This is a genomic window from Sphingomonas sp., from assembly GCA_019635535.1.
Taxonomy (GTDB): Bacteria; Pseudomonadota; Alphaproteobacteria; order Sphingomonadales; family Sphingomonadaceae; genus Allosphingosinicella.
The window spans coordinates 1,296,519-1,322,577 of sequence record JAHBZH010000001.1 but is presented as its reverse complement, the minus strand read 5'-3'; the positions used below and the strand labels follow the sequence as shown (position 1 = coordinate 1,322,577).

28 protein-coding genes are annotated in these 26,059 nt (G+C 68.5%); 8 read left to right on the top strand and 20 right to left on the bottom strand.

Features of this window, described 5'->3' with window-relative positions; all coding sequences use genetic code 11:
* Positions 1-35: 35 nt before the first annotated feature.
* A complete protein-coding gene (locus KF780_06810; protein ID MBX3561510.1) occupies positions 36-980 on the top strand; it encodes a dienelactone hydrolase family protein in 945 nt (314 codons plus the stop codon).
* A gap of 24 nt (positions 981-1,004) precedes the next feature.
* Here KF780_06810 and KF780_06805 read toward each other — a convergent pair whose 3' ends face one another.
* From KF780_06805 to KF780_06795, 3 genes are all read right to left on the bottom strand, one after another.
* Positions 1,005-2,189: an aspartate aminotransferase family protein gene (locus tag KF780_06805; protein MBX3561509.1), complete on the bottom strand. Its 1,185-nt coding sequence runs from the start codon at positions 2,187-2,189 to the stop codon at positions 1,005-1,007.
* Positions 2,190-2,305: 116 nt separating this feature from the next.
* Positions 2,306-2,686, bottom strand: coding sequence for a hypothetical protein (locus KF780_06800; protein MBX3561508.1), 381 nt, complete (start codon positions 2,684-2,686; stop codon positions 2,306-2,308).
* A 118-nt stretch (positions 2,687-2,804) separates the two neighbouring features.
* Complete coding sequence (locus KF780_06795; GenBank protein ID MBX3561507.1) at positions 2,805-3,632, bottom strand: ABC transporter permease; 828 nt, start codon at positions 3,630-3,632, stop codon at positions 2,805-2,807.
* Positions 3,633-3,701: 69 nt separating this feature from the next.
* On the opposite strand from KF780_06795, the gene KF780_06790 reads away from it, so the two are divergent.
* Entirely contained in the window at positions 3,702-4,358 is a 657-nt protein-coding gene (locus KF780_06790; GenBank protein MBX3561506.1) for a GcrA cell cycle regulator, read from the top strand.
* Positions 4,359-4,507: 149 nt separating this feature from the next.
* On the opposite strand, the gene KF780_06785 is transcribed toward KF780_06790, so the two are convergent.
* Positions 4,508-5,389, bottom strand: a complete 882-nt coding sequence (locus KF780_06785; protein ID MBX3561505.1) for an OmpA family protein — start codon at positions 5,387-5,389, stop codon at positions 4,508-4,510.
* A gap of 611 nt (positions 5,390-6,000) precedes the next feature.
* On the opposite strand from KF780_06785, the gene parE reads away from it, so the two are divergent.
* The 3 genes from parE to KF780_06770 are packed head-to-tail and all read left to right on the top strand — an operon-like array spanning position 6,001 to position 9,036.
* Positions 6,001-7,992, top strand: a complete 1,992-nt coding sequence (gene parE / locus KF780_06780) for a DNA topoisomerase IV subunit B (GenBank protein MBX3561504.1) — start codon at positions 6,001-6,003, stop codon at positions 7,990-7,992.
* The gene (locus KF780_06775; GenBank protein ID MBX3561503.1) at positions 7,989-8,726 is read left to right on the top strand and encodes a 2OG-Fe(II) oxygenase; all 738 of its coding nucleotides are present in this window, start codon (positions 7,989-7,991) and stop codon (positions 8,724-8,726) included. Before parE ends, KF780_06775 begins: the two co-directional genes overlap by 4 nt.
* A gap of 4 nt (positions 8,727-8,730) precedes the next feature.
* Positions 8,731-9,036: a hypothetical protein gene (locus KF780_06770; protein ID MBX3561502.1), complete on the top strand. Its 306-nt coding sequence runs from the start codon at positions 8,731-8,733 to the stop codon at positions 9,034-9,036.
* Here KF780_06770 and apaG read toward each other — a convergent pair.
* The 14 genes from apaG to KF780_06700 form a co-directional block, all read right to left on the bottom strand.
* The gene (gene apaG, locus KF780_06765; protein MBX3561501.1) at positions 9,033-9,431 is read right to left on the bottom strand and encodes a Co2+/Mg2+ efflux protein ApaG; all 399 of its coding nucleotides are present in this window, start codon (positions 9,429-9,431) and stop codon (positions 9,033-9,035) included. The genes KF780_06770 and apaG overlap by 4 nt on opposite strands.
* A 31-nt stretch (positions 9,432-9,462) precedes the next feature.
* A complete protein-coding gene (locus KF780_06760) occupies positions 9,463-10,101 on the bottom strand; it encodes a recombination protein O N-terminal domain-containing protein (protein ID MBX3561500.1) in 639 nt (212 codons plus the stop codon).
* Between the two features lie 13 nt (positions 10,102-10,114).
* On the bottom strand, positions 10,115-11,032 hold the full coding sequence (locus tag KF780_06755) for a GNAT family N-acetyltransferase (GenBank protein MBX3561499.1): 918 nt from the start codon (positions 11,030-11,032) through the stop codon (positions 10,115-10,117).
* Positions 11,033-11,034: 2 nt separating this feature from the next.
* Positions 11,035-12,048: a polysaccharide deacetylase family protein gene (locus KF780_06750; GenBank protein ID MBX3561498.1), complete on the bottom strand. Its 1,014-nt coding sequence runs from the start codon at positions 12,046-12,048 to the stop codon at positions 11,035-11,037.
* 207 nt (positions 12,049-12,255) lie between these two features.
* Positions 12,256-12,636 (bottom strand): DUF1801 domain-containing protein, encoded by a 381-nt coding sequence (locus tag KF780_06745; protein MBX3561497.1) that lies wholly within the window; start codon positions 12,634-12,636, stop codon positions 12,256-12,258.
* Between the two features lie 30 nt (positions 12,637-12,666).
* On the bottom strand, positions 12,667-14,592 hold the full coding sequence (uvrC, locus tag KF780_06740) for an excinuclease ABC subunit UvrC (protein ID MBX3561496.1): 1,926 nt from the start codon (positions 14,590-14,592) through the stop codon (positions 12,667-12,669).
* Between the two features lie 193 nt (positions 14,593-14,785).
* Positions 14,786-15,340, bottom strand: coding sequence for a F0F1 ATP synthase subunit B (locus tag KF780_06735; GenBank protein ID MBX3561495.1), 555 nt, complete (start codon positions 15,338-15,340; stop codon positions 14,786-14,788).
* Complete coding sequence (locus KF780_06730) at positions 15,333-15,827, bottom strand: ATPase (protein MBX3561494.1); 495 nt, start codon at positions 15,825-15,827, stop codon at positions 15,333-15,335. The genes KF780_06735 and KF780_06730 overlap by 8 nt, the downstream gene beginning before the upstream one ends.
* Positions 15,828-15,879: 52 nt before the next feature.
* Positions 15,880-16,107: a F0F1 ATP synthase subunit C gene (locus KF780_06725; protein MBX3561493.1), complete on the bottom strand. Its 228-nt coding sequence runs from the start codon at positions 16,105-16,107 to the stop codon at positions 15,880-15,882.
* Positions 16,108-16,134: 27 nt separating this feature from the next.
* The gene (locus KF780_06720) at positions 16,135-16,920 is read right to left on the bottom strand and encodes a F0F1 ATP synthase subunit A (GenBank protein MBX3561492.1); all 786 of its coding nucleotides are present in this window, start codon (positions 16,918-16,920) and stop codon (positions 16,135-16,137) included.
* Positions 16,921-16,983: 63 nt separating this feature from the next.
* The gene (locus tag KF780_06715) at positions 16,984-17,304 is read right to left on the bottom strand and encodes an AtpZ/AtpI family protein (protein ID MBX3561491.1); all 321 of its coding nucleotides are present in this window, start codon (positions 17,302-17,304) and stop codon (positions 16,984-16,986) included.
* A 184-nt stretch (positions 17,305-17,488) separates the two neighbouring features.
* The gene (locus tag KF780_06710) at positions 17,489-17,878 is read right to left on the bottom strand and encodes a YdbL family protein (GenBank protein MBX3561490.1); all 390 of its coding nucleotides are present in this window, start codon (positions 17,876-17,878) and stop codon (positions 17,489-17,491) included.
* Positions 17,879-17,880: 2 nt separating this feature from the next.
* Positions 17,881-18,057 (bottom strand): YnbE family lipoprotein, encoded by a 177-nt coding sequence (locus tag KF780_06705; GenBank protein MBX3561489.1) that lies wholly within the window; start codon positions 18,055-18,057, stop codon positions 17,881-17,883.
* Positions 18,058-18,104: 47 nt separating this feature from the next.
* The gene (locus tag KF780_06700) at positions 18,105-21,296 is read right to left on the bottom strand and encodes a YdbH domain-containing protein (GenBank protein MBX3561488.1); all 3,192 of its coding nucleotides are present in this window, start codon (positions 21,294-21,296) and stop codon (positions 18,105-18,107) included.
* 70 nt (positions 21,297-21,366) lie between these two features.
* Between KF780_06700 and radC the strand changes: the two genes are divergently transcribed.
* Entirely contained in the window at positions 21,367-22,050 is a 684-nt protein-coding gene (gene radC / locus KF780_06695; GenBank protein ID MBX3561487.1) for a DNA repair protein RadC, read from the top strand.
* Between the two features lie 71 nt (positions 22,051-22,121).
* On the opposite strand, the gene KF780_06690 is transcribed toward radC, so the two are convergent.
* Entirely contained in the window at positions 22,122-22,640 is a 519-nt protein-coding gene (locus KF780_06690; GenBank protein ID MBX3561486.1) for a hypothetical protein, read from the bottom strand.
* 90 nt (positions 22,641-22,730) lie between these two features.
* On the opposite strand from KF780_06690, the gene KF780_06685 reads away from it, so the two are divergent.
* Entirely contained in the window at positions 22,731-24,044 is a 1,314-nt protein-coding gene (locus KF780_06685) for an adenylosuccinate lyase (GenBank protein ID MBX3561485.1), read from the top strand.
* A 92-nt stretch (positions 24,045-24,136) separates the two neighbouring features.
* Positions 24,137-24,841 carry a glutathione S-transferase N-terminal domain-containing protein gene (locus KF780_06680; protein ID MBX3561484.1) on the top strand — a complete coding sequence of 235 codons (705 nt, stop codon included), beginning with the start codon at positions 24,137-24,139 and terminating at the stop codon, positions 24,839-24,841.
* A 99-nt stretch (positions 24,842-24,940) separates the two neighbouring features.
* Here the strand turns inward: KF780_06680 and dnaJ are convergent, their stop codons facing one another.
* On the bottom strand, positions 24,941-26,059 hold the full coding sequence (dnaJ, locus tag KF780_06675; GenBank protein ID MBX3561483.1) for a molecular chaperone DnaJ: 1,119 nt from the start codon (positions 26,057-26,059) through the stop codon (positions 24,941-24,943).

The following is a 26,059-nucleotide window of genomic DNA, read 5'->3' as shown; positions in this document are numbered from 1 at the left end:
TCGCTGGCCGAGGCCCGGATGCTGGGGACCATCCGATGAGACTGCTGAAATTTCTGACGGCGTTCGCCTGCTTCGCCCTGCCCGCCGCCGGATCGCCGGCACAGACAGCCGATCCGGCATCGGCGACAGTCGCAATGCAACAGGCGCGGGTCGACGATCCGGGCCACGCGCCGATCCCGGTCGCGATCTGGGCGCCGGCCGCCGGCGCGGCGCTGCCGCTCGTCGTCATCTCGCACGGCACCGGCGCCGGCCCGACCGCGCACATCGATACCGCCGAAGCGCTGGCCCAGGCCGGCTTCGTGGTCGTCGCGCCGATGCATCCGGGCGACAATTTCCAGGACGACAGCGCCGTCGGAAGGCCGGAATGGATGGCGAACCGGGCGCGGCACGTCGGCAAGGTCATCGATTTCATGTTCGCCCGGTGGGACGGCCGCGCGCGCCTCGCTCCGAATCGGGTCGGCATCTTCGGCTTCTCGGCGGGCGGGACGACGGCGCTCATTTCGATCGGCGGCGTGCCGGAACTGGGGCGCATACCCGTCCATTGCGCGCGCACCCCCGAATTCGTCTGCCAGCTCATGGCGGCGTCGGCGGCGGACGCTGCTACGCCCGCCTGGATGCACGATCGCCGTATCGCCGCCGCCGTCCTCGCCGCGCCGGGCCTCGGCTTCGCCTTCGCGCCCGAAAGCCTCGCCAATGTCCGCGTGCCCGTGCAGCTCTGGTCCGGCGACGCCGACCGGACCGTGCCGGAAGCCACCAATGCGGCGCTGGTCCGGCAGGCACTGTCGCAACCGGTCGATTACCGCAATGTCGCCGGGGCGGTGCATCTCTCCTTCCTGGCGCCCTGCGGACCCGAAAGTCCGCCCGTGATCTGTCAGGACGGACCCGGCTTCGATCGGGCGGCGTTCCATCGCGAACTCAACCGGGAGGTGGTCGCCTTCTTCCGCCGGCATCTTGTCGAGGCTCGGGCCCCGGAATCCTGACCCGAGCGATTCAGCGGAACGGATTCACGCCGCCGGCGCCTCGTAGCTCCGCGCCGCTTCCGACAGCCGCTCGACGAACTCCGCCACATGCGAATCCTCGATCACCAGCGGGGGGAGGATGCGCAGCACATTGTCGCCGGCCGCGACGGTCAGCAGCCCGTGGTCGCGCAGGTGCGTGACGAAGGCGCGGCTGTCGCTCTTCATCCTGAGGCCGAGCATCAGGCCGAGCCCGCGCACGCTTTCGAACAGATGGTCGTGATTGGGGATCATCTGCTCGAGCGCGCCGCGCAGCCGCTCGCCCATCCGCGTGACATGAGCCAGAAATTCATCATTCGCCACGACGTCCAGCACCGCCTGGCCGGCGGCGCAGGCGAGCGGGCCGCCGCCATAGGTCGATCCGTGCGTGCCGATCACCATGCCGGCCGCCGCCTTTTCGGTGGCGAGGCAGGCGCCCATCGGGAAGCCGCCGCCGATCCCCTTCGCCGCCGCCATGATGTCCGGCACGATGCCGTAATGCTCGTGCGCGAACATCCTGCCGGTGCGCGCGAAGCCGCACTGCACCTCGTCCAGCACCAGCATCAGGTCGTGCGCGTCGCACAGCGCGCGCAGGCCCTTCATGAAGGCATCGCTGGCCGGGCGGATGCCGCCTTCGCCCTGCACCGGCTCGACCAGGAAGCCGGCCGTGTGCGGCCCGATCGCGGCCTTGGCCGCCTCCAGATCGTCGAACGCGACGACGGTGAAGCCGGGCAGCAGCGGCGCGAAGCCGTCGCGCAGTTTCTCCTGGTTGGTCGCGCTGATCGTGCCGAGCGTGCGGCCGTGAAAGGCGTTGGAGAAGGTGATGAGCTCGTGCTTCTCGGGGCGGCCGTGATGGTGGTGATAGCGCCGCGCCGTCTTGATCGCGCATTCCACCGCCTCGGCGCCGGAATTGGTGAGGAAGGCGGTGTCGGCGAAGGTGAGGTCGGTGAGCCGCTTCGCATAGGCTTCGCCCTGCGGCGATCCGTAGAGGTTGGAGACGTGGATCAGAGTCGCCGCCTGCTCCTGGATCGCTTTGGTCAGCACCGGGTGACCGTGGCCGAGCAGGTTGACCGCGATGCCGCTGGCGAAATCGAGATATGTCTCGCCGCCCTCGCCATAGAGCCAGACCCCCTCGCCTCGCACCGGCCGCACCGGCGAACGCGGATAGACGGGCATGAGCGGGGTGATGGTCATCTTGGCGATCCTCGTTGCGGCCATGGGAAAAGGCGGCCCGCGACAGGCCGCCTTCCCTGCTCCCCGCTATAGGGATTTGGCGGGCGCCGCGTCAATGAACGCGGCGCCCGGTTCGGTTACCGCCAGCGGCGATCCCAGTCGCGCTGCTGGAAGCGGAGCTGGCGATGGACCCGGTTGATCCGCTGCTCCAGCTCGCGCACCTCGCGCCGGTCGAGACCGTTGCGGGAGAAGCGGTTGTAGAGCTGGCGGATCTGGATCGCCTCGCGCCGCAGGCCCTGGGCCTCGCGCGGGGAGATGGTGCGCCGCTGCTGCGCCTGCTGGATCCGGCGCTCCAGCTCGTTGATGTCCTGGCGGATCTCGCGATGGATCGCCTGCTGATGGCCCCGATTGGGCTGCTGATAGCCACGGCCGGGCTGCGCCATGGCCGGCGACACGACAACCGCGGTCGAGGCCACAGTGGCGCTCGCCAGGGCGATGGAAACAAGAACCTTACGCATGACTTCACTCCTTCTACAAAGGCAGGAGCAGGTCTACGCGGGTCCGGCTGCCCGCCGGCTGAATACCGGCGACAGAATCCGTTCATAAATGTCGCAACTTGTATGAACGAAGTTCCGTTCAGGCTTTCAGCTTCCAGCCGCTCCGGAGCAGCGCGAAGCACAGCAGGCCCAGCGCCAGATTGATCGCCAGCAGGAGCAGGGCGCCGAGCAGCACCGGCGAATCGGCCGTGCCGATGAAGCCGTAGCGAAAGCCCGAAATGACGTAGAAGAAGGGATTGGCGTGGCTCACCGCCGCGAAGGTCGGCGACAGCGTATCGACCGCGTAGAAAGTGCCTGACAGCAAGGCGAGCGGCGCGACGACGAAATTGGTCACCGCCGCGGCATGATCGAACTTCTCCGCCCAGATCGAGGTGATGAGGCCGAGGAATCCCAGCATCGTGCTCCCCATCAGCCCGAACCACAGGATCGCCCAGGCATGGCGCGGCGCGACATGGACGCCGGGCCAGGCGAGCATCACCAGCCAGACCGCCAGTCCCACCAGGAAGGCGCGCGTCACCGCCGCGCCGATCAGCCCGGTGATCAGTTCGCCCACCGAAAGCGGCGGCATCAGATAGTCGACGATCGTCCCCTGAATCTTTCCGACCAGCAGCGAGAAGGAGGAATTGGCGAAGGCGTTCTGGATCATGCCCATCACGATCAGCCCGGGCGCGAGGAAATCGGCGAAGGGCACGCCCATCACTATTCGCCCCTCGCGCCCCAAAGCGACGGTGAAGATGACCAGGAACAGCATGGTGGTGACGGCCGGCGCCCAGATCGTCTGCAGCTGGACCTTGAAGAAACGCCGCACCTCCTTCACATAGAGGGTCGCAAGGCCGCCCCAGTTGACGTTCCTGATGACAGGGACGCCAGGAGCGGTCCGGACCCAATTCGAAGGCTGGTCGTTCACGAGCGCTGTCGCTAATGGCAGACGCCGTAACGGGCAAGCCCGCGATAAGCTGTTGAGGAAGACAATCCTATGTCGTGGACGGACGAGCGGATCGACCGCCTGAAGGAGCTGTGGAGCCAGGGCGTCACGGCAAGTCAGATCGCCGATGAGCTGGGCGGCGTCTCGCGCAATGCCGTGATCGGCAAGGCGCACCGGTTGGGGCTGCAATCGCGCCCGTCTCCGGTGAAGGCCAACGATCCGGCGCCCGCGCCCAAGGCGAAGGCCAAGGCGGAAAAGCCCGTGCCCGCGCCCAAGGCCGCCGCGCCGGCCCGCGCCGAGCCTCGGCCGGAGCCGGTTCGATCCGCGCCGCAGGCCGCGCCCGCCGCGCCGCCTTCTTCCGAACCCGCCCAGCCCCTTGTCCGCTCGATCGGCCCCGGCGGCTTCGTGCGGCAGGGACCGAGCGACCAGCAGGCGCCGATTCCGCCCGCCCCGCCCCGCCGCCTCGTCCCCGCCAAGCCGAGCGCCGAGGTTGCCGACAAGACCAGCCTGCTCGATCTCAACGAGCGGATCTGCAAATGGCCGATGGGCCATCCCGGCGAGCCGGATTTCCATTTCTGCGGGAAGCCCTCCAATCCCGGCTTCCCCTATTGCGTCGAGCATTGCGGCGTCGCCTATCAGGCGCAACTCCCCCGCCGCGACCGCAAGCCGCCGCCCCCGCTGCCCTTTGGCGGCCCCCGGGTGCGCTGAACCGGGCTGAATCTCTCATACTCTCGGCGGCATCCCGCCGGCGGGCTTGAGCGCGGGCATCGCCCAGGCCATCGTGGTCGCGATGCGTCATGGGACACCGGGGATCCCGATCCGGAAACGGGGTGGGCCGGGGCCCACCCCCGCACGTCTCACAGGCCGTCGACGGCCTTGCTGACCAGGATGCTCACCGCGACGCGGCGATTCTGCGCCTGGCCCTCGGGCGTGTCGTTGCTCGCCACCGGGTCCGCCATGGCCATGCCGGTGGGAGTCAGCATGCGGTAGGGCTGCCAGCCGCAGACCTGCTGGAGATGATTGACGACGCTGCCCGCGCGCCGTTCGCTGAGCGCCTGATTGACCTCGGCGGGGCCGATCGAATCGGTGTAGCCGACGACGAGCAGCAGGGCGTTCTCGGTCTGCTCGGCCGAAGCGGCCGTGGCGCAGAGCTCGGCTTTCGCCTGCTCGGACAGGTTCGCCCGGCCGAAGTCGAAATTCACGTTCGTCGTGCTGCGGACATTATATTGGTCGATGCTGGCGATGCGCCCGCGCAGCGCGTCCGTCGCCGCGGTCTGTTCGGCGAATTGCTGGGCGGTGCCGCCATGGATCATCGTCGCGGTCCGGAGGTCCCGATTCCTCAGATCGATCCGGCGCGCGACCAGGCCGTTGCCCGATTGCCATGTCCGGACGCTGACCGGCAGGCCGTTGAGCAGCGAATCCGCGGCAAGCGCGGTGCGGCCCAGCCCCAGAAAACCCCCGCTGGCCGTGACCCGCGTGTCGCCGCTGATCGCGATGGTCGTGCTGATGCCGTCGGGGCTGGTGACCTGCATCAGATCGCCGCTGCGCGACGTGATGATGCCGTCGATCTCGGGCCCTTCGGTCATCTCGGCCGTGTCGTAGGATTGGTCGCCCACGGAAACCGAGAGGTCGGCGTCGGACGAATCCTGCGGCTGTGCGGCCAGGCTGCCGGGGGCCGCCCCGGCGACGGCAAGGGTGGCGAGGAGGAGAAGGCTTGGACTTTTGGAGATGACACGCATGGAGCTGATTCCTTCGAAATCGATCGTCGGGCCTGCGAACGCAGCTCTCGTCCGGCCGCCGAATGATGCGAGGCGCGCGGCCGGAACCCGTCCATCCGGCTTCATGGGAATGCGCGACATGCCGCCGCACCCGACGCCGGATAGAAATCCGTCCGTGTTCGGCCCAACCTTTCGCGCAGATGAACGAACCCAGCACGGCTAGCCATTTCGGCGATCATTCGAGTGGATATCGCGATGAACCGACATTTTTGTCCAGTCGACAGATAGTCGATTATCCAGTAGAATTACGGTAATAAGGTTAATATTGAATTATTTCATATTTCAATATTCATTCTTATTTATATCATTAATAATGATATCTATCGAATTTGCGAATTCAATTCGAAAGTACATAAGAAATATTGCATCGAATCAACTTATTTACTCCGATTCGACAAGCAGCGGATGGGCGCGATCCACCCTTCTGGCGCCTTGGACGACTGGCGCGGGCGAAGCACAAGCAAGCCGTTACCGGTTGACGCACCTCCGCATCTCCGCAACCCCTCTTCCCCCGCGAATATCCCCGCCCACCCATCTTGCCGCCGGACTCGCCCCCTCCTAGGGTCTTCGCCATGTCCGAAGACCTGTTCGCTTCCTCCGCCCGCGCGACCACCGATTACGACGCCTCCGCCATCGAGGTGCTGGAGGGGCTGGAGCCCGTCCGGCGCCGGCCCGGAATGTATATCGGCGGCACGGACGAACGCGCGCTGCATCATCTCGCCGCCGAGGTGCTCGACAATGCGATGGACGAGGCGGTCGCCGGCCATGCCAGCCGCATCGAGATCGGCCTGGAGCCCGCCGAGGGCGCGGCCGGGCGGCTCACCATCGCCGACAACGGACGCGGCATCCCGGTGGACGAGCATCCCAGATTTCCCGGCAAGTCGGCGCTGGAGGTGATCCTCACCACGCTCCATTCCGGCGGCAAGTTCTCCGACAAGGCCTATGCGACCTCCGGCGGCCTGCACGGCGTCGGCGTGTCCGTCGTCAACGCGCTCTCGACCGAAACCATCGTCGAGGTCGCGCGCAACAAGCAGCTCTTCCGCCAGAGCTTCGCGCGCGGCCTGCCGACCAGCGCGCTGGTCGCGATCGGCGCGACGCAGAACCGGCGCGGCACCACGCTCAGCTTCATTCCCGATCCCGACATTTTCGGCGAGGACGCCAGGCTGAAGCCCGCGCGGCTCTATCGGCTCGCCCGCTCCAAGGCCTATCTCTTCGCCGGCGTCGAGATCCGCTGGAAATGCGATCCGGCCCTGATCTCCGATGAGATTCCGACCGAGGCGGTGTTCCAGTTCCCGGGCGGCCTCGCCGATCATCTCGCCGAGCAGATCGCCGGCAAGGAGACGGCTACCAACACGCCCTTCACCGGCAAGCACGATTTCCCGAACGGCCAGGGGTCCGTCGAATGGGCGGTGGCCTGGCCGGTGTGGGGTGAGGGCAATCAGAGCTATTATTGCAACACCATCCCGACGCCGGACGGCGGCACCCATGAACAGGGACTGCGCACCGCGCTGACCCGGGGCATCCGCGCCTTCGGCGAGCTGGTCGGGCTCAAGAAATCGAAGGACGTGCAGGCCGAGGATGCGCTGGCGGGGGCGGAGATCATGCTCTCCGTCTTCATCCGCGATCCGCAATTTCAGAGCCAGACCAAGGACCGGCTGACCTCGCCCGACGCCGCGCGGCTGGTCGAGGCCGCGGTGCGCGATCATTTCGATCATTATCTCGCCGATCATATGGAGCGCGGCCGTGCCCTGCTCGGCTTCGTGCTGGACCGGATGGACGAGCGGCTGAAGCGCCGCGCCGAGCGCGAGATCAAGCGCAAGACCGCCACCTCCGCGCGCAAGCTGCGCCTGCCGGGCAAGCTCACCGATTGCGCCAACGACGATCCGGAAGGGACGGAAATCTTCATCGTCGAGGGCGACAGCGCCGGCGGCTCGGCCAAGCAGGCGCGCGACCGCAAGACGCAGGCGATCCTGCCCATCCGGGGCAAGATCCTGAACGTCGCCAGCGCCACCGCCGACAAGATCCGCGCCAATCAGGAGATCGCCGATCTCATCCAGGCGCTGGGCTGCGGCACGCGCGAGCGCTGCAACGTGGACGATCTGCGCTACGAGCGCGTCGTCATCATGACCGACGCGGACGTGGACGGCGCCCACATCGCCACCCTGCTCATGACCTTCTTCTTCCAGGAAATGCCGGAGCTGGTGAAGACCGGCCATCTCTTCCTCGCCCAGCCGCCGCTCTACCGGCTCTCCGCCGGCGGCACGATCGCCTATGCCCGCGACGACGCCCATCGCGCCGAGCTGGAGGCGAAGCTGTTCAAGGGAAAGAAGGTCGAGGTTTCGCGCTTCAAGGGCCTGGGCGAGATGAACCCCGCCCAGCTCAAGGAGACCACGATGGACCCCAGGAGCCGCAGTCTCACCCGCATCACTTTGCCCGCCGATTACGAGGACCGCGCCGCGGTCAAGGACCTGGTCGATCAGCTGATGGGCAAGAACCCCGAACATCGATTCAATTTCATCCAGACACGCGCGGCCGAGCTGGACGAGGAAGCGATCGACGCATGAGCGAAGGCGTTCCCCTGTTCGAGATCAATCCGGCGCTGGACCGCAAGGCGCTGGCCCGGCGCTTCGCGCGCGACCGGCGCATCCAGATCCGCGACGTGCTGACCGAGCGGACCGCGCAGGAGGTCCGCAACATCCTTTCCCGCCGCACCGACTGGGGCGTCGCCTGGGAAGCGGCGGGGGATGGCCCGCACGCGCTGCGCGCCGCCGACATGGCGAAGGCCGGCCCGCAGGACAATGCCGCGATCGGCCGGAAGCTGATGGCGGCGATGGGCGGGCGCGACTACGCCTTCGTCTACGGGCAATATCCGCTGCTCAACGCCTATCAGGAAAAATGGGACGAAGGATCGCCGCACGATCTGCTCATGGAACATATCAATGCCGATCCCTTCATGAGCCTGGTGCGCGAGGTCACGGGCTTCCCCTCGCTCAAGAAGGCCGACGCGCAGGCGACTCTCTACCGGCCCGGCCATTTCCTGGCGATGCACGACGACAGCCATGTGATGGAAGGCTGGCGCGTCGCCTATGTGCTCAATCTGGCGATCGACGATTGGCGCCCGGAATGGGGCGGCTATCTGCAATTCTACGACGAGGACGGCGACGTGGTCGCCGGTTTCCGGCCGCGCTTCAACGCGCTCAACCTGTTCGCCGTGCCGCAAAAGCATGCCGTCACCTATGTCCCGCCCTTCGCCCCGGTCGGCCGCTACGCGATCACCGGCTGGTTCCGGGACTGGTAGGGCGATGCTGAAACGCTGGACCATCCAGCGCGCCGCGACGGTCGGGATCGCCACCGGCATCGCGGCGCTCCTCGCCATCTCTGCGATCGAGATCTGGCCGGAAGGATTGCTCTACGCCTATGTGGCGCTGCTCGCGGTCACGATCTTCTGCGGCGTCTCGATCCTGTGGATCACCGCCTCCGACATCCGCATGCGCGGGACGAGCGGCCGGATGCGGCCGATCCGCGGCTTCGACATCGCCATCGGCCTCGCCTTGCTGATCCCCGCCGCCTGGGGCCTCAGGCTGATCTGGCCGGAATTGAACCTCTAGCTCGTCACCGCCGGGGCGATGAGGGGGAAGCGGGGGATGTCCACCACGAAGGTGTCGCCATCCTCGCCGATCATGAAATAGCGGCCTTCCATCGCGCCGGTCGGGGTGCCGAGCGGGCAGCCGGAGACATAATCGAACGACGCGCCCGGCCCGATCACCGGCTGCTCGCCGACCACGCCCTCGCCGCGCACCTCATGCGTGACGCCGCGCCCGTCCGAGATGATCCATTCGCGGCTGATCAGCTGCGCCGCCTTCGCGCCCCCATTCTCGATGCGGATATGATAGGCCCAGAACCAGCGCCCCTGTGCCGGCTCGGACTGCTCGGGCAAAAAGCTGACCGACACCCGGACGGTGATGTCGCCGGTGGCGGCGGCATGCGGGAAAAGTTCTTTCACGAGCCCTTCCTGTCGGGGCGGGGCCGCAAGGTCAACCGGCCATCCGCGCCAGTCGCGCCACCAGCCGCTCGCGCGCCGCCATGACGTCGGCCCGCCGGTCGCCGAGCAGGTCGCGCGCCAGCAGCTCCCCGGACCGCCGCAGCCCCTCGCGCAGGGCCGGCCAGTCGATCGCCCGGTCGCCGGTTCGCAAAGCGGGCGGCAACGCCATCAGCGCCGCCTCGTCCAGCCCGAAGCCCAGCTCGCCGAGCAATAGCAGCTCGTAACGCACCAGCGCCGCCGACCAGCCCCGCGCGCTCGGCGCCGCCTCGATCGCGCCGAGCAGTCCTTCCAGCGCGTCGTGGACAGCCGGGTAAGGCTGCCCCTCCGGCAACGCCGCTGCCGCAAGCGCACAGGCCCATTCGATCCCCGCCGCCGCCAGCGGCTCGGACAGCAGGAAGGCGCGGCTGTGCGACAACTCGGCGGTGAGATGCGCGAGCTGATCCTCGGTGCGCGCGCGAAATTCGGCCTGGATGCGGTTGCCCGGCACCAGCACCGGGCGCAGCCGCCGCGATTTGCCGCCGCGCACATAGCCGGCCTGCACGCCGTCCCCGGGCGTGAGCGCGCGCACGATCGCGCCATGTTCGCCATGCCCGCGCACCGCGACGATGGTGGCTTCGGCCTCGATCCGCATGGGAGTGCGTCTATCAGCGCAGGGCCGTGCGCACGAGCCTTTCCGCGCCGATCCGGGCGAGCGCCCCCTTCGCCGCCGCGACCGCCCCGTCCACCCCGTTCAGCACATGGCCGGCGACCAGATTGCCCGCCGTCCGGCGCAGCAGCAGCAGATCCACGCAATCGAGCGATCCGGTGGCGAACAGTCTTTTGTGCTGTCCGTCCCCTTCGGTGAAATCGAACCAGCGGAAGCGCCGCTCCGCCATCAGCGCGCGCATCGCCTCGAACTGCAGCACCGTGCCGGGCGAGAGATCGGCGAAGTCCGGATCGTAGCCGAGATGGGCGTAGATCAAGGTGTCACCCTCGGCCGGCGCGTGAAGGTAGCTGACCGGACGCCCCTCCAGGAACAGCAGCCAGCCGCGCACCGCGTCGCGCGCGGCGAGGTCGCGCAGTTGCGCCAGCGCCTCCGGCCCGTCCGGCAGGCCGGCGCCGAAGCGCTGTTCCTGATAGGTCCGCGCCGACACCGTCCGCGCCAGCGCATGGAATTCCGCCATCTCCTCCGGCGTGCGATAGGCGCGCAGGTCGATCGCCCCGCCGGACCGCTCGGCGAACCTGCGGGTCTTGCGCTTCAGGGTCGAGCGGCTCTTCGCCGAAAAGCCCGCGAGATAGGCATCGAAATCCGTATCGAGCGCCGCATAAGCGCGCGGATAGCTCTGCCGCACGAAGCCCTTCAGTTCCGGCCATCGGGCGCGCATGGCGGGCAGCAGCGCCGCGGGCAAGGCCGTCACCAGCAGCCCGGAGGCGTCGCGCGGCAGCGCCCCGGCATCGGGCATTTCCCCCGCCAGCCCCTGCGCCAGCGTCAGCCGCAGCCGCGCCAGCGGTTTCTCGAACCGCCACAGGGTCCGCCGGCCCACGCGCAGCGGCAGGGTGCTGGAGCGGACGGCGAGCGTCACGGCTAGATCCCGATCAGCGGCAACAGCAATTCGACGCCGCCGACCGATGAGCCGAACCCCGCCGTCGCCGCCTCGACCGGCCGCTCGTAGCGCGTGCCGGACCAGAGCTGCTCGACCACCCGCCGCGCGGTCCGCGCCCGGCGCGGCGGCATCGGCCGGGCCGGCGCGTTTAGCGCGATGTCGCCCAGCTCGCCGAAGCGCAAAGTCGGATGCACGTCGGGATGCGCCGCCAGGAATGCGCACAATCTCTCGAACCGCCGCACGATCAGCCGGTTCGGCCGCCGCCCGTCGCGCGTCGCCAGCTCGAAGCTGTGGCTGACGATCGCGGTCAGCGGATGACCCTGCTCCGAGGCATGGCGCAGCGCGCCGGTCATCTCGTCCAGCGATGCGGCGCAGATCTGCAAATGCCGCAGCCGCCCGGCCCTGTCCTCGAACTGGCCGACCGGAATCTCGACGAGGCTGCCCGCCCGCAACGGCGCGATCTGCGCGTCGGCCAGCGGCAGGGCGCTCAGCGGGCGATGGCTGCCATTGTGGCTGGAATCATAGGCGAAGCCCAGCTCGGCCAGCGCCGCGAGCGTGTCGGCATTGGCCGCATAGCTGCCGCTGCGAAAGGCGATGGGCGGCGGCGCACCCGCCTCGATAAGCAGATCGCGGGCCTCGGCGATCAATGCGCGCTGCCCGTCGCGGTCGAACGAGGTCAGCTCGATCCCCGCCGGATCGCGCCCCGCCGCCACTTCGCGCCATTGCGCGTGCAGGTGCAGCTGCACCTCCTGCCCCGCCGCCAGGATCGGCGCGACGATCGCCCGGACCGGCGCGATCCCGTAGAGCAAAGCCGGCATCGGATCGACGAAGAAGCAGGCCTTCAGCCCGTGCCGCGCCAGCACCTCGAGCTGGTGCGAGACGCCGACCCCCGCCGGCTCGATGCTCCGCGCGAAATTGACGCGCCAGCCATCGCCCGGCTTGTAATGGCGCCAGGTCAGCTCGGTATCGACCGTGAGAAGAACGGGCGAAGCCATCCTATGCCCTTACCGACGGGGCCGGAAGAAATCGTAAATGCCGCGCCGCCTCTCCCCCCGTCATTCCGGCGAAGGCCGGAATCCATCTTCTTCTCCCTTTCCTCCGCGTCTCTGCGCGAACCATATTTTATTGCGCGCAGAGACGCAGGGATCGCGGAGAGGAAGAGCGGGATTCCTGCTTTCGCGGGAATGACGGGAGAGCGGGTGTTACAAACGGGTCGGGTCGCCGAGCTCGGCGTTAAGTCGGACGGCTTCGCGCACCAAAGCGGCGACGATATCGGGCGATACCGTCTCGCCTTCGCGCAGGACGATGTTGGCCAGCTCATATTTGCCGCTCGCCTTCAGCCGGGGCTCGATCCCGCGCAGCCTTTTGCCGCGCCAGAAGCCGAACAGGACGCGCGCCTCCTCGGCGCGGATCAGCAGCACCGGGCCGTTCGAGAAATAGACGAGATGGGTCCATTTGATCCGCTCGTCGAGCAGCGCGGCCGCCTTCACCGCCGCCCGCAGCGCCGCGACCGTCTCCCGCTGCCAGCCGCTCAGCGCGGCCACATAAGCGTCGGGATCGGCCGCCACCGGCGCGCCTTTCATCATTGCCATCGGCCTGCCTCCCTCACGATCTCACCCTCTCGGATGGAAATAATCGTAGACGCCCTGTGCCGTCGCGCGGCTGATGCCCGGCACTTTCTCCAGATCCTCCAGCGCCGCCGCCTTCACCGCGCGGGCCGTGCCGAAATGCATCAGCAGCGCCCGCTTGCGGCCCGGGCCAATGCCGGGCACCTCGTCGAGCGGGCTCGTCACCATCGATTTCGCCCGCTTCTGGCGGTGCGCGCCGATCGCGAAGCGGTGCGCCTCGTCGCGCAGCCGTTGCAGGTAGAACAAAACCGGCGAATTGGGCGGCAGCGTGATCTCCCGCCCGTTCGGGAAGTGGAAGGTCTCGCGCCCGGCATTGCGGTCCGGCCCCTTGGAGACGCCGATCACCGGCACGTCATGGACGCCGGCATCCTCCATCACCTCGCACACGGACGAAAGCTGCCCCTTGCCGCCGTCGATCAGCAGCAGGTCCGGCCATTCGCCCCTGGAACGGTCCGGGTCCTCTTTCTCCAGCCGGGCGAAGCGGCGGCCGAGCACCTCGCGCATCATCGCGAAATCGTCGCCCGGCGCGGTTTCCGGCCGCTTGATGTTGAACTTGCGATAGGCGTTCTTGGCGAAGCCCTCCGGCCCCGCCACGATCATCGCGCCGATCGCGTTGGTGCCCATCACATGGCTGTTGTCATAGACCTCGATCCGCCGCGGCGGCTCAGGCAGCTCGAACAGGTCGGCGATCTCGCGCAGATTCTTCAGCGTCGTCGAACTTTCGGCGAGCCGCCGGTCCAGCTCCTCCTCCGCATTGCGCTTCGCCTGGCGGATCATCCGCATCTGGTCGCCGCGCTGCGGCGCCTTGAGCGCCACCTTGCGTCCCGCCCGCTCGGAAAAGGCTTCGGCCAGTAGCTCCGCCTCAGGCAAGGCCCGGTCGGTCAGCACCAGCCGCGCCGGCGGCACCTCCTCGTAAAATTGGGCAAGGAAGCTTTGCAGCACCTCCTCCTCGGCCACATCGGCCGTGTGCGCGGGAAAGAAGCTGCGATGCCCCCAATTCTGCCCGCCCCGGATGAAGAAGGCCTGGATGCACATCTGCCCGCCCTTCGCCGCCAGCGCGAACAGGTCGGCGTCCCCCAGCTTCTCGGCGTGGATCGCCTGGCTGCCCTGGATATAGGTCAGCGCGCGCAGCCGGTCGCGATAGACGGCGGCCAGCTCGTAATCCTGCCGCTCGGCCGCCTCGGACATCTGCCGCCCCAGCTTCTGCTGCACCCGGGTCGATTTGCCGGCCAGATAGTCCTTCGCGTCGCGGACCAGCTCGTCATAGCCGGCTTCGTCGATCCGCCCCACGCACGGCGCCGAGCAGCGGCGGATTTGATACAGCAGACAGGGCCGCGAGCGGTTGGCGAAGAAGCTGTCCGAGCAGCTCCGCAGCAGGAACAGCTTCTGCAAGGCGTTCAGCGTCTCGCGCACCGATCCGGCGCTGGCGAACGGCCCGTAATATTGCCCCTTGAAGCGCCGCGCGCCGCGATGGAGCTGGACGCGCGGAAAGCCGTGATCCTCGCGCAGCAGGATGAAGGGGAAGCTTTTGTCGTCGCGCAGCAGCACGTTGTAGGGCGGCCGGTAGCGCTTGATGAGCTGCGCCTCGAGCAGCAGCGCCTCGGCCTCGCTGTGCGTGGTGACGATCTGCATCGCCCGGGTCTGCGCCACCATCCGCTGGAGCCGCTTCGTCAGGCGCGGCACCTGCGTGTAGCTCGTCACCCGGTGCTTCAGCGCCCGCGCCTTGCCGACATAGAGCACGTCGCCGCGCGCATCGAGCATCCGGTACACGCCCGGCCGCGCGGGGAGCGTCTTCACCACCTTGCGGATCGCCGCGATCCCCGCCTCGAGGTCCGGCGCATCGGCTCCACGCAGCGCGTAGGTCGCCTTCTCCTCGTTGAAGCGGGTGGGAGCGTCGGGCTTTTCGGTCACGAGGGGGATTTAGGATATCGCCGCCTAACTCTCCACCGTCATTCCGGCGAAGGCCGGAATCCATCTTTTCTTCTTCGCGTCTTCGCGCCTTCGCGCGAACCAAAGCTGCTTTTTTCACGCGAAGGCGCGAAGACGCGAAGGAAGGAATGGAAATAGACTGGATTCCGGCCTTCGCCGGAATGACGGAAGTGGTTTAGCGCCCCAGCTCCGCGATCGTCGCGTCCACCATCGCCTTGTCGGCGGCGGCGTCCAGCTTCTCGCGGATCAGCGTTTCGGCGGCGGCGGTCGCGGCGGCGGCGGCACGGCCACGGACCTCGTCCACGGCGGCGCGCTCGGCGGCGGCGATCTTGTCCTCGGCCATGCGGGTGCGCCGCTCGACCAAAGCGGCGGCGTCGGTCTCCGCCTGGGCGACGATGCCCTCGGCCTCGGCGCGGGCGCGGGCGATCATCGTCTCGGCTTCCTTGCCGGCGGCGGCCGACTTGGCCTCATATTCCGCTTTCAGCGCCTCGGCGTCGGCGCGCAGCTGCGCGGCCTCGTCGAGCTGCTGGCGGATCGCGCCGATCTTCCTGTCGAGCGCGCGGCCGATCGCGGCCGGCACCTTCTTCCAGATCAGCAGCGCGAAGATCGCCACCATGGCGAGCGCGACCCAGCCGTCGGAGCCGAAGCCCAGAGCGGTCTGCGGCGTGTAGCCGCCCGGCGCCTCGGTGGAAGCGTGCGTATCGGTTGCGGGGATCGTTGCCTCAGCCATTTGCCAGCGCCGCCTTCACTGCCTTGGCCGCGTCGGCCTTGCTGACGGCGACGCCCGCCAGGCGCGTCACCATGTCCTGCGCCGCCTCGGCGGCGACGCTCTCGATGTCGGCGAGCGCGGCGTCGGTGGCGGCCTTCAGCCGCGCCTCCGCCTTCTCCACCTTGGCCCGGATCTTTCCGTCCGCCTTGGCGACCTGCGCCTCGGTCGCCCGCGCCGCGTCCTGCCGGGCGGAGGCGGTGACCTTCATCGCCTCGGCGCGGTTCTCCGCGGTCCGGGCGCGATAGGCCTCCTCGGTCGCCTCGGCGGCCTCGCGCGCGGCCTGAGCGGCGGCGAGATCGCCGGTGACGCGGCTTTCGCGGGCGTCGATCGTCCCCAGGATCTTCGGCAGCATCGCTTTGCCGATGCCGAAATAGATCACCGCCAGGGTGATCGCGAGCCAGAAGAGCTGCGAATGGAGGACGTCCGCGAGCTGGTTGATCTGAGGCATTGCGGGCCTTTTTCTTCTCTAGCGGCGGGCCGAAGCCCGCCGGTGCCTGAACTTAACGGGCGTAGAGAATGATCATCGCGACGGCGAACGCGATCAGGCCGAGCAGCTCGGCGGCCGCGAAGCCGATGAACAGGCGGCCCTGCTGGCTGTCGGCCGCGGCCGGGTTGCGCAGCGCGCCCTGCAGGAACGAGCCGAAGACGTTGCCGACACCGGCGGCGGCGGCGCCCACACCGATGGCGGCGAGGCCGGCGCCGATGACCTGAGCAGATGCGAAGTCCATGTTAAGCTCCTTTGTGAAATCCGTGACTTAGTGAAGGTTTTCCGCGTCGTTGATGTAGAGCGACGTCAGCAGGGCGAAGACATAGGCCTGGATCGCGCAGACCAGCAGCTCGAGCGCGCTCACCCCGGCGATGAAGAGGAAGCTCAGCAGCGCGATCGCCGGGCCCATCGCGCCGTCGGCGGTGAGGCCGCTGACCACAAAGCTGGCGAACACCTTCACCAGGATGTGGCCGGCGATCATCGCCACGAACAGTCGCAGCGCGAGGCTGAACGGGCGGACCAGGAAGGACAGCAGCTCGATCAGGAAGATGAGCGGCAGCAGCACCGCCGGCGTGCCGTGCGGCACGAACAGCGAGAAGAAGTGGAAGCCGTGCTTCCAGAAGCCGACGATCAGCACGATCGAGAAGGAGACGATCGCCAGCACGCCGGTGATCGTGAACTGGCTCGTCACCGTGAACGGATGCGACAGCGCGCTCACGCCCGGCACATAGGGCGCCAGCGGGGAGAGCACGCCGAACGGCATCATCCCCATCAAATTCGCGAACAGGATGAAGATGAAGACGGTGAAGACCCAGGGGAGATATTTGCGCCCCTCCGGCCCGATATTGGTGTCGATCATCGAGCTGATGAAGCGGGTGATCCCTTCCACCATCAGCTGCCAGCGGCCGGGGACCAGCTCGCGCTTCATGCCACCCACCATGAACGCCAGGATCGCGCCGAGCACGATCATCATCCACAGCGAGCTGTTGGTGAAGGCGAGATTGTAGCCGCCGACATGCAGGTCCACGATCGGATCGATCTGGAACTGGTGCATCGGGTCTATGGAGGAGGATTGCTCGGCCGCCACGCGTCTCTAAGCCCTTGTCTAAAGCAGCGCCTATCGCGGCGGCTGTCTTGAAATCCAAAGCACGTTCCTGATGGCGGCGCCGAATCCGAGGAACAGCATCGCCAGCATCACCCAGGGCCGGGTCCCCAGCCACCCGTCGATCAGCCAGCCGATCAGCGCACTGCCGAGCGGAAGGCCGATCAGGTCGGAAAGGATGCGCATCCCCTGGGATCGTCCCCGGTTGGAATCCGCGCCCTTCGTCCCCGTTCGGGCGGCCTCCCGCGCCTGCGCCTCTTTCAACCGCCTGTCGAGCGATGTCAGCCGCGCATCTTCCGGAAGGCCTGGGTCCTGCCTGGATTCGTCTTCCGCCATGCCGTCTCCCGTGGAAGCAAGCCGCCGACTGAGCGGCCCGTCGCGCGCGAGGAACATGCCGGCGAACGAACCCGCCAAGGCGCCGCCCCTTTAGGAAGCGCCAATGCCCAAGTCAACAGCCGTGCCGCGCCGCAGCAATGGGCGCGAAGACGCGGGCCGGAAGGTGAAGGATAGCGGCCTGAAATTACCCGCAATGGCTCGGGCGCGGCACCGGCTCGTTGCCGTTGCGCTGACGCCAGACGCCGTCGGGAAGGCGGTAATATTGGCCCGGCCCGACGCGGGCGGCGAAGATCTGGCAGGCGGTGGCGGCGGCGACCTCCTCGATCGTCGCGCCGCGCTGCGAGGCGAGCTGGGTATAGGCCGCCCGGCGCTGGATGTTGATCTGCTCCACCTGCGCGCGGACGTTCGCCGGCGCGGAGCCGACCACGCCCATATAGCCGTCGGCCTGCTCGCCCGCCTGGCCGGTCGCGCGCAGCGCGCCGGCGGCGTCGGCCTGGAAGGCGTAAGCGGTGCCGCCCGCGGCGACGGCGAGGCCGAGCGCGGCGGCGATCATCAGCTTGGTACGGCGGGTCATGGCTAGAATATCCCTTCGTTGTTCTGGATCAGCTCGCGCGCGTCCTGCTGGAGCCTCACCACCACTTCCTGACGGATGTTGATGTTGAGATTGATCTCGATCGGCCGATCCGGCGCGCTCACCTGGACGCAGGCGCCGAGCGCCGGCGCCGCGATGAGCGCGAGAAGCAGTCTTGGCATGTTCGTCCGGCTCGCATCGCGGAGCTTCCTCGTCAAGTTGGGCTGGATCATCGCACGGGCTCGCTTTCTTCAGGCTGAACGTCTTGGACAGGTGTTTCGAGCTCTCCGGAGAGGGCGCGGGGCAGGACCGACTGGATGAGCAGGCTCGGATCGCTGAACGATCGCGTGGTCGCGATCAGCGACCGGAACTGGCCCTGGATGCGGATGTTGAACTGGAACGGGATGCGGGCGAGCTGGCCGAGCACCCGGCCCGCCACCATCTGGGGAATGCCCCCGCCGGACGGCAAGGCGGTGCCCTCGGGATCGCGGGCGACGCCGTCCAGGTCGATGACGGTGACGAACTCCCCGTCCAGCGCACCGTTCAGAATCAGGTCGAACTTGTCGTAGCGCAGCGATTTCAGCGCGTTGAAGGCGAGGATGCCATAAGCGCCGAGATCGCGGTCGGTCAGCTCGCCGACATAGGACAGGGTGCCGCCTTCCGGCCGCGCCGACAGCCGGCCGTTCAGGATGCGGCCCGATCCGTTCTCGTCGAACTGCATCGGCACCACGCCGTCGAACGTGCCGGTCGCGGCGATATTGCCGAACTCCATCTGCTCGACGAAGCGCGCCGCATCCAGGCCATCGACCCGGAAGGTCAGATATTTGGTCGATTCGCGGCTGAAATCGAGCGCGGTCGGGTCCAGCGTCAGCGTGCCGCCGGCGAAGGGCCATCGCGCGCTTTCGATCGCCACCCGGTAATCGGGCCGGAGCTGGTAGGTCAGCACGCCGTCGAACACGTCGATGCCGGCCTGGACGAGATCGACCGTCGCCGTCTGGCCCGGCGCGGTGGCGAGGCCGAGCAGATCGGTGAATTCGATGCGCGTCGTCAACCCCTGCACCGGGCCGAACGGCGCGGCGAGGTTCATGCCCTGCGTCGCGAAGGTGCCGGTGCTGCGGGTGCCCGCCTCGTCCCACGCGATCCGGCCCTGCCCGGTGACGCTGCCGTCCACCAGCGCGATGACGCCGATGGTGAGCGGCGTCAGCAAATCGGGCTGGAAGCCGGGGTGGAATCGCAGCCCCTCGACGTCCAGCATGGCATTGCCGGCGCCGCTGGACAGGTCATGGACGATCGTCGCGCGCATCACCCGCGTGCCGCTCCCCGGATGATCGAGCCCGCCGGTGGCGGTGAGATCGCTGCCCGAAATGGCGAGGCGGAAATCGTGCGAGATAAGCGGGTAGAAGCGGACCGGGTCCTGCTTGTCGGCGACATTGATGCCGCCCTCCGCCACCAGCTCGCCGCCGGCGAAGCGCCAGCGTCCCGCGCCGCCGTCCACCAGCAGCGGCACCGCCGCCAGATCGCCGGAAAGCCCCGCGAAATCCCCCGCCACGCCCTCGCCGAAGCGCCCGTCCAAGCTGGCGATGTCGAGCCGGTTGACCGCATCGGCCTCGCCCAGCCGCGCCGCGAAATCGGTCGCGGCGAACCCGTCCGGCCCGACCCGCAGCCGCGCGGCGGCGAACGCGACCGGCGAGGACCCCAGCCGCCCGGCGAAGCGCGGCGCGTCGATCCGCGCCCCGCCCTGCAGCGATCCGCCCGGCCCCTGCCACAGCATCGCCCGTCCCTCCGGGCAGAGCGGCAGCCGCGTCGCGCCGAGCCGCAGATTCTGCACCTCCAGCGCCTCGAACCCCGCCGCCACGCAGCTTTCGCCCAGCGCGAAGCCGCCGCGCCCGAAGCGCCCGTCGATCGGCAGGGTCAGCCCGCGCACCCGTCCGCCGGAAAACGGCCCGTCGAGCCGCGCCGCGGTGCGGAAGCGCGTCTCCCCGCCCGGCGACGCGGCGAAGCGGATTTCGCTCAGGGTGAGGCTGGTTTCGCCCGCGCGGATCGGCGCGATCCGGCCGGCGCCTTCCAGCGGCCCGTCCGCCGACGCCTGGCGCAAGGTGAAGCGCGTTTCCGGAAAGCCGCCGCCCGACAATGCGAAATCGCCGTCGAGCCGCAGCCTGCCCGCCGGCCAGAAATAGGTCGCGCCGCTGCCGCCGTCGATCAGCAGCCGCGCACCACCCGCGCCGTCGAGCCGCAGCGTGTTGACCCGCGCCGCGCCGAAACCGGGCCCGGAGGCCAGCCAGGCCTGGGCCCGCGCCTCCGCCCCCTCGCGCCCGGCCCGCGCCAGCGCGTCCGCCAGCGATTCGGCGATGGGTCCGACCGGCGTTCCGCTGGCGCCCCGCAAAGACGCGACGGCGCCGCCCAGCGCCGCATCGCCGAGCCGCAGCCCGGCCGCCTCGATCTCGCCGCCGAACAGCGCCTCGCCGCGGTCGAGCGACAGCGCATAGGGCCCGGCGATCCGCGCCCGCGCCGTCCGCGCGCCGTCAGTGTCGAGCGCGCCGGCCCAGAGATCGGCCCGCCCCTGCGTGCGCGCCGCATTGCCGGCGAAGGTCAGCCGCCCCTCGACGTTCGCCGCCCGGTTCGCACCGGCCGCCAGCCTATCGATCCGCAACGCGCCGCCGCCGCGCCACGAATCGATGGTCGACGCCAGGGTCAGCGCCAGCGCCACGCGCGGCCGTGCCGCCAGCATGTCGCCGCAGCGCGCCGCCTGCGCCGCCGCTGGCCCGCGCAGGCTCGGCCGCAATTCGTCCACCGCCACCGCCACGTTCGCGCGCGGCGCTTCGATCGCGCAGCCGCCAATCTCCAGCGCGCGCGCCGTCATCGCCATCTGCCCGCGAAAGCCGTCCGCCAGATTGCCCCGCCCGGTCAGCGCCAGCGCGACCAGCCCGGCCGGCGTCTCCAGCGCGATGCCCGCGTCGGCGACGTCGATCCGCTGGTCGGGCAGCGCGAACGGCGCGCCGGTCGGCTCGGGCAGCAGCCGGTCGATCTGGCCAAGGCTGACCTGCCCATCGACGATGCTGCCCCGGAGCCGCACCCCGCGCACCGTGATCGTCCCCACTTCCGGCCCGTACAGGCCCAGCGCGATGCCGACCTCCAGCCGTCGGATCGTCGCATCCGGCCGGGCCGGATCGCCGATCACGACATTCTCGAGGATCTGCGAGCCGAAGCCGATCCGCTTCACCTCATAGCTCGCCTGCACGCCCCGGCGGGCCAGCTCGCCCTCGAAATAGTCGGTAGCGAGCTTCTCGCGCATCGACCAGAGGATGCCGAGCCCGGCGATCAGCAGGATCAGGAGCGCGAGCAGCAGCCGTCGCAACCGCCGGCGGGGGCGGCGCGGTGCGGCCTCGTCGATGATCTCCTGTTCGTCCACGCTCTGGCTCAACCTACTTGCGCCGATCGCGTTCCGGCGCCGTCACGTTGCGTAACCGCATGGTCGGCCTTAATCCAACCTTATGGGGGAGGCTTCCACTGACGGCAGCGGCCACCGCGCCCGCCTGCGCCAGCGCCTGTTCGAGGGCGGGCCGGACGCTTTGCTCGATCACGAGCTGGTCGAATATCTCCTCGCCTTGGCCATTCCCCGCCGCGACACCAAGCCGCTCGCCAGGCAGCTGCTCAGGGAATTCGGCGGCTTCGGCGCGCTGATGACGGCGGATGCCGAGGCGATCGCCCGGGTCGGCGGCGTCAGCGAGACGGCCGCCGCCGCGCTCAAGACCGCCCATGCCGCGGCGCTGCGCCTGCTCAAGGACGAGATCCGCGAACGGCCGATCCTCGGCTCCTGGCAGGCCCTGCTCGATTATCTGCGCGCCGACATGGCGCATGAGGGGATCGAGCGGGTCCGCATCCTCTTCCTCAACGCCAGGAACGTCCTCATCCGCGACGAGCCGATGTGGGAAGGCTCGGTGGACGAATCGGCGGTCCATATCCGCGAGGTGATGCGCCGCGCGCTGGACCTGAAGGCGAGCGCGATCATTATCGTCCACAATCACCCGTCCGGCGATCCTTCGCCATCGCAACAGGACATCCGCCTCACCCGCGACCTCGCCGAGGCGGGGCGGCATCTCAACGTCACCCTGCACGACCACATCATCGTCGGCGCCAACGGCCATGCGAGCCTGCGGGCGATGGGCCTGATCTAGCCGGATCGGCATTCACCTTCTTTTCCCTCTCCCTTGAGGGAGAGGGGCTAAGGGATGAATGTCGATACAGCCTAATCCCCGGCCGGCGCAGGTCCGATCCGCGTGAAGCGCATCCGCCACATTTCGCGCCAGCCTTCGCCCTCGCGCATCTCGCTCGATCCCTCATAGCCTTCCGGGCCGACATCGCGCATCGCCGCGCGCATCGTCAGCCGCTGGCCGCGCACGCCCAGATAGCTTTCCTCGGGAAAGGAGAGGCCGTCGTCGGTCGCCACCACCGTGCCGGTGCTGTAGCCCCCGTCCGATCCCCAATAATCGTAGCGGATCTGCGCGCGCTCCGGGTCCCAGCGGAAGATGGTCTCGCCGGAATAAGGGCCGGGCGCGCCTTCCACGATATGGCGGTTGCGGACATGACGGCCGCCATGCATCGCCGAATAGCAGTGCGTGTTGACGATGGCCGTGCCGGGAAAGGTCGCCCGCCAGCAGGAGCCGACCAGAAAGGCCAGCGGCTGGAGCTCCGGCGCAAGCGCCGGCGGCGCGGATTCGGGCGCGGCCGCCTGCAATGCAACGAACAGGGCGAGGCTCGGAGTCATCACAGGCGGAGTTGAACGCTCGATCAAGCGGGAGTCAAGCCATTGCGTCGCCGTTGCGCGCGCGCCCGGCCATTGCTAGGCGCCGTGGCCATGATCCCCCGCTATTCCCGCCCCGCCATGGCCGCCATCTGGGCCCCGGAGAACCGCTACCGCATCTGGTTCGAGATCGAGGCCCATGCGCTCGATGCGATGGCCGAGCTCGGCGTCGTGCCGCAGGCGGCGGCGCAGGCGGTGTGGGACTGGTGGGCGACCGATCCGGCCATCGACGTCGCCGCGATCGACGCGATCGAGGCCGTCACCAGGCACGACGTGATCGCCTTCCTCACCTGGGTCGCGGAACATGTCGGCGAGGAGGCCCGCTTCCTCCATCAGGGCATGACCAGCTCCGACGTGCTCGACACCTGCCTCGCGGTGCAGCTCAAGCAGGCGGCGGACATCCTGATCGCCGATCTCGACGCGCTGCTCGCCGTGCTGAAGCGCCGGGCGGAGGAGCACAAGCTCACGCCCATGATCGGCCGCAGCCACGGCATCCATGCCGAGCCGGTGACGTTCGGCCTGAAGCTGGCCCAGGCCTATGCCGAGTTCGCCCGCAACCGCGCCCGCCTGATCGCCGCGCGCGACGATGTCGCGACCTGCGCGATTTCCGGCGCGGTCGGCACCTTCGCCAATGTCGATCCCAAGGTGGAGGCCCATGTCGCCGACAAGCTCGGCCTCGCCATCGAGCCCGTCTCCACCCAGGTCATCCCGCGCGACCGCCACGCGCTGTTCTTCGCCACGCTCGGCGTCATCGCCTCCTCGGTCGAGCGGCTGGCGACCGAAATCCGCCATCTCCAGCGCACCGAGGTGCTGGAGGCGGAGGAATATTTCGCGCCCGGTCAGAAGGGCAGCTCGGCCATGCCGCACAAGCGCAACCCGGTGCTGACCGAGAACCTCACCGGCCTCGCGCGCATGGTGCGCGGCTATGTGACCCCGGCGCTGGAGAATGTGGCGCTGTGGCACGAGCGCGACATCAGCCATTCGTCGGTGGAACGCTATATCGGCCCGGACGCCACCGTGACGCTCGATTTCGCCCTCGCCCGCCTCACCGGCGTCATGGACAAGCTCCTCGTCTATCCCGAGCGGATGCAGCGCAACCTCGACCGGATGGGCGGTCTCGTCCATTCGCAGCGCGTCCTGCTCGCGCTCACCCAGGCCGGCGCCAGCCGCGAGGACGCCTACCGCCTCGTCCAGCGCAACGCGATGAAGGTCTGGGAATCCGACGGCGCGCTTTCCCTGCTCGACCTGCTCAAGGCGGACGCTGAGGTAACGGCCCTGCTGTCCGACGCGCAGCTGGAGGAAAAGTTCGATCTCGATTACCATCTGAAACAGGTCGATACGATCTTCGCGCGCGTGTTCGGCGCATAGAATTGGCGCAAATCGCGCCGGCGCTTGCCCGGTCCCGCACGGCCCTTATCTAGCCCGCAACCCGTCTTTGCATCGCAAGGAGCCCCGCAGGCATGACCGATCTCTCCGCCTTCCCGATCACCCGGCGCTGGCCCGCCGTCCATCCCGACCGCATCCAGCTCTACTCGCTGCCCACGCCCAACGGCGTGAAGGTGTCGATCATGCTCGAGGAGACGGGCCTCGCCTACGAGCCGCACCTGGTCGATATCGGCAAGAACGAGACCTGGACGCCCGAATTCCTCTCCCTCAACCCGAATGGCAAGATTCCCGCGATCATCGATCCGGACGGTCCCGGCGGCGCTCCGCTCGCCTTGTGGGAGTCGGGCGCGATCCTGGTCTATCTCGCCGAGAAGACCGGCCGGTTCCTTCCCCCCGATCCGGCCGCGCGGATCGAGGCGATCCAGTGGGTCTTCTTCCAGATGGCCGCCATCGGCCCGATGTTCGGCCAGCTCGGCTTCTTCCACAAGTTCGCCGGCCGCGAGATCGAGGACAAGCGCCCGCGCGACCGCTACATCAATGAGAGCAAGCGCCTGCTCGGCGTCCTCGAACAGCGGCTCGACGGGCGTCAGTGGATCATGGGCGACGATTACACGATCGCCGACATCGCGACGCTCGGCTGGGTCCGCAACCTCATCGGCTTCTACGAAGCGGGCGAGCTGATCGATTATGCCAGCCTGCGCCACGTCCCCGCCTGGCTGGAACGGGGCCTCGCCCGCCCCGCCGTCCAGCGCGGTCTGGAGATTCCGAAGAAGCCCTAGCCGTCATTGCGACCCCGGCGAAAGCCGGGGGAAGCAATCCAGTGCGACTGCCGAGTCCCGCTGGATTGCTTCGTCGCTTCGCGCCTCGCAATGACGGGGCTATCCCGTGATCGCGTCCTTGAGCTTCTGGAAGAAGCCCTTCGCGTTCGGACATTCCTCGCCGGTCTCCGTCTCGCGGAAGGCTTCGAGCAGCTCCTTCTGCTTGGCGCTCAGCTTCGTCGGGGTCTCGACCTCGATCTCGATCACCATGTCGCCCTGCCCCCGCCCGTTCAGCACCGGCATGCCGGCGCCGCGCTGGCGCAGCTGCTTGCCGGACTGGATGCCGGGCGGGATCTTGATCTCGTGCACCTGCCGGTCGAGCCCCGGCACCTCGATGCAGCCGCCCAGCGCCGCCGTGGTGAAGCTCACCGGGGCGCGGCAGAACAGGGTCGTGCCGTCGCGCTGGAAGATCGGATGCCGCGCGAGATGGACGAAGATGTAGAGATCGCCCGACGGCCCGCCGCGCACCCCGGCCTCGCCCTCGCCGGCGAGCCGGATGCGGGTGCCCTCATCCACCCCGGCGGGGATGGTGACGGTCAGCGTCTTGCGCTTCTCGACCCGGCCTTCGCCGCGGCAGGAACGGCAGGGATCGGCGATCGTCTCGCCGACGCCGTGGCAGGACGGACAGGTCTGCTGGACCACGAAGAAGCCGTTGCGCGCGCGGACCTGGCCGTGGCCGCCGCACATCTGGCAGGCCTTGGCGCCCGTCCCCGGCCTGGCTCCCGTCCCGGTGCAGGGATCGCAGGGCGCGGTCGTGTCCACCTGCAGCTCGACCTCGCGGCCGGCGAAGGAATCCTCCAGCCTGATCTCCAGATCGTAGCGCAGATCGGAGCCGCGCCGGTGATCGCCGCGCCGGCCCTGCTGCCCGCCCATGAATTCGCCGAAGATATTGTCGAAAATGTCGGCGAAGGAGCCGAAATCCTGCGCCCCATTATTGCCGCCCATCCCGCTGTTGCGGAACGCGGTATGGCCGAACCGGTCGTATGCGGCGCGCTTCTGCGGGTCCTTCAGGCAGTCATAGGCCTCGCTGATCGCCTTGAACCGCGATTCCGCGTCGGTGCAGCCGCCGTTGCGGTCGGGATGACATTCCATCGCGAGCCGGCGATAGGCGGACTTGATCGTCCCCGCGTCCGCCGTCCGCTCGACCTGGAGCAGCTCGTAATAGTCCGTTTCAACCAT

What these genes read in the sequence shown, in the direction of transcription:
- KF780_06810 (MBX3561510.1), top strand. Translation starts at nt 36, where the DNA reads ATGAGACTGCTGAAATTTCTGACGGCGTTCGCCTGCTTCGCCCTGCCC.
- KF780_06805 (MBX3561509.1), bottom strand. Translation starts at nt 2,189, where the DNA reads ATGACCATCACCCCGCTCATGCCCGTCTATCCGCGTTCGCCGGTGCGG.
- KF780_06800 (MBX3561508.1), bottom strand. Translation starts at nt 2,686, where the DNA reads ATGCGTAAGGTTCTTGTTTCCATCGCCCTGGCGAGCGCCACTGTGGCC.
- KF780_06790 (MBX3561506.1), top strand. Translation starts at nt 3,702, where the DNA reads ATGTCGTGGACGGACGAGCGGATCGACCGCCTGAAGGAGCTGTGGAGC.
- KF780_06785 (MBX3561505.1), bottom strand. Translation starts at nt 5,389, where the DNA reads ATGCGTGTCATCTCCAAAAGTCCAAGCCTTCTCCTCCTCGCCACCCTT.
- parE (MBX3561504.1), top strand. Translation starts at nt 6,001, where the DNA reads ATGTCCGAAGACCTGTTCGCTTCCTCCGCCCGCGCGACCACCGATTAC.
- KF780_06775 (MBX3561503.1), top strand. Translation starts at nt 7,989, where the DNA reads ATGAGCGAAGGCGTTCCCCTGTTCGAGATCAATCCGGCGCTGGACCGC.
- KF780_06770 (MBX3561502.1), top strand. Translation starts at nt 8,731, where the DNA reads ATGCTGAAACGCTGGACCATCCAGCGCGCCGCGACGGTCGGGATCGCC.
- KF780_06760 (MBX3561500.1), bottom strand. Translation starts at nt 10,101, where the DNA reads ATGCGGATCGAGGCCGAAGCCACCATCGTCGCGGTGCGCGGGCATGGC.
- KF780_06750 (MBX3561498.1), bottom strand. Translation starts at nt 12,048, where the DNA reads ATGGCTTCGCCCGTTCTTCTCACGGTCGATACCGAGCTGACCTGGCGC.
- KF780_06745 (MBX3561497.1), bottom strand. Translation starts at nt 12,636, where the DNA reads ATGAAAGGCGCGCCGGTGGCGGCCGATCCCGACGCTTATGTGGCCGCG.
- KF780_06735 (MBX3561495.1), bottom strand. Translation starts at nt 15,340, where the DNA reads ATGGCTGAGGCAACGATCCCCGCAACCGATACGCACGCTTCCACCGAG.
- KF780_06730 (MBX3561494.1), bottom strand. Translation starts at nt 15,827, where the DNA reads ATGCCTCAGATCAACCAGCTCGCGGACGTCCTCCATTCGCAGCTCTTC.
- KF780_06725 (MBX3561493.1), bottom strand. Translation starts at nt 16,107, where the DNA reads ATGGACTTCGCATCTGCTCAGGTCATCGGCGCCGGCCTCGCCGCCATC.
- KF780_06720 (MBX3561492.1), bottom strand. Translation starts at nt 16,920, where the DNA reads ATGCACCAGTTCCAGATCGATCCGATCGTGGACCTGCATGTCGGCGGC.
- KF780_06715 (MBX3561491.1), bottom strand. Translation starts at nt 17,304, where the DNA reads ATGGCGGAAGACGAATCCAGGCAGGACCCAGGCCTTCCGGAAGATGCG.
- KF780_06710 (MBX3561490.1), bottom strand. Translation starts at nt 17,878, where the DNA reads ATGACCCGCCGTACCAAGCTGATGATCGCCGCCGCGCTCGGCCTCGCC.
- KF780_06705 (MBX3561489.1), bottom strand. Translation starts at nt 18,057, where the DNA reads ATGCCAAGACTGCTTCTCGCGCTCATCGCGGCGCCGGCGCTCGGCGCC.
- radC (MBX3561487.1), top strand. Translation starts at nt 21,367, where the DNA reads ATGGGGGAGGCTTCCACTGACGGCAGCGGCCACCGCGCCCGCCTGCGC.
- KF780_06690 (MBX3561486.1), bottom strand. Translation starts at nt 22,640, where the DNA reads ATGACTCCGAGCCTCGCCCTGTTCGTTGCATTGCAGGCGGCCGCGCCC.
- KF780_06685 (MBX3561485.1), top strand. Translation starts at nt 22,731, where the DNA reads ATGATCCCCCGCTATTCCCGCCCCGCCATGGCCGCCATCTGGGCCCCG.
- KF780_06680 (MBX3561484.1), top strand. Translation starts at nt 24,137, where the DNA reads ATGACCGATCTCTCCGCCTTCCCGATCACCCGGCGCTGGCCCGCCGTC.
- dnaJ (MBX3561483.1), bottom strand. Translation starts at nt 26,059, where the DNA reads ATGGTTGAAACGGACTATTACGAGCTGCTCCAGGTCGAGCGGACGGCG.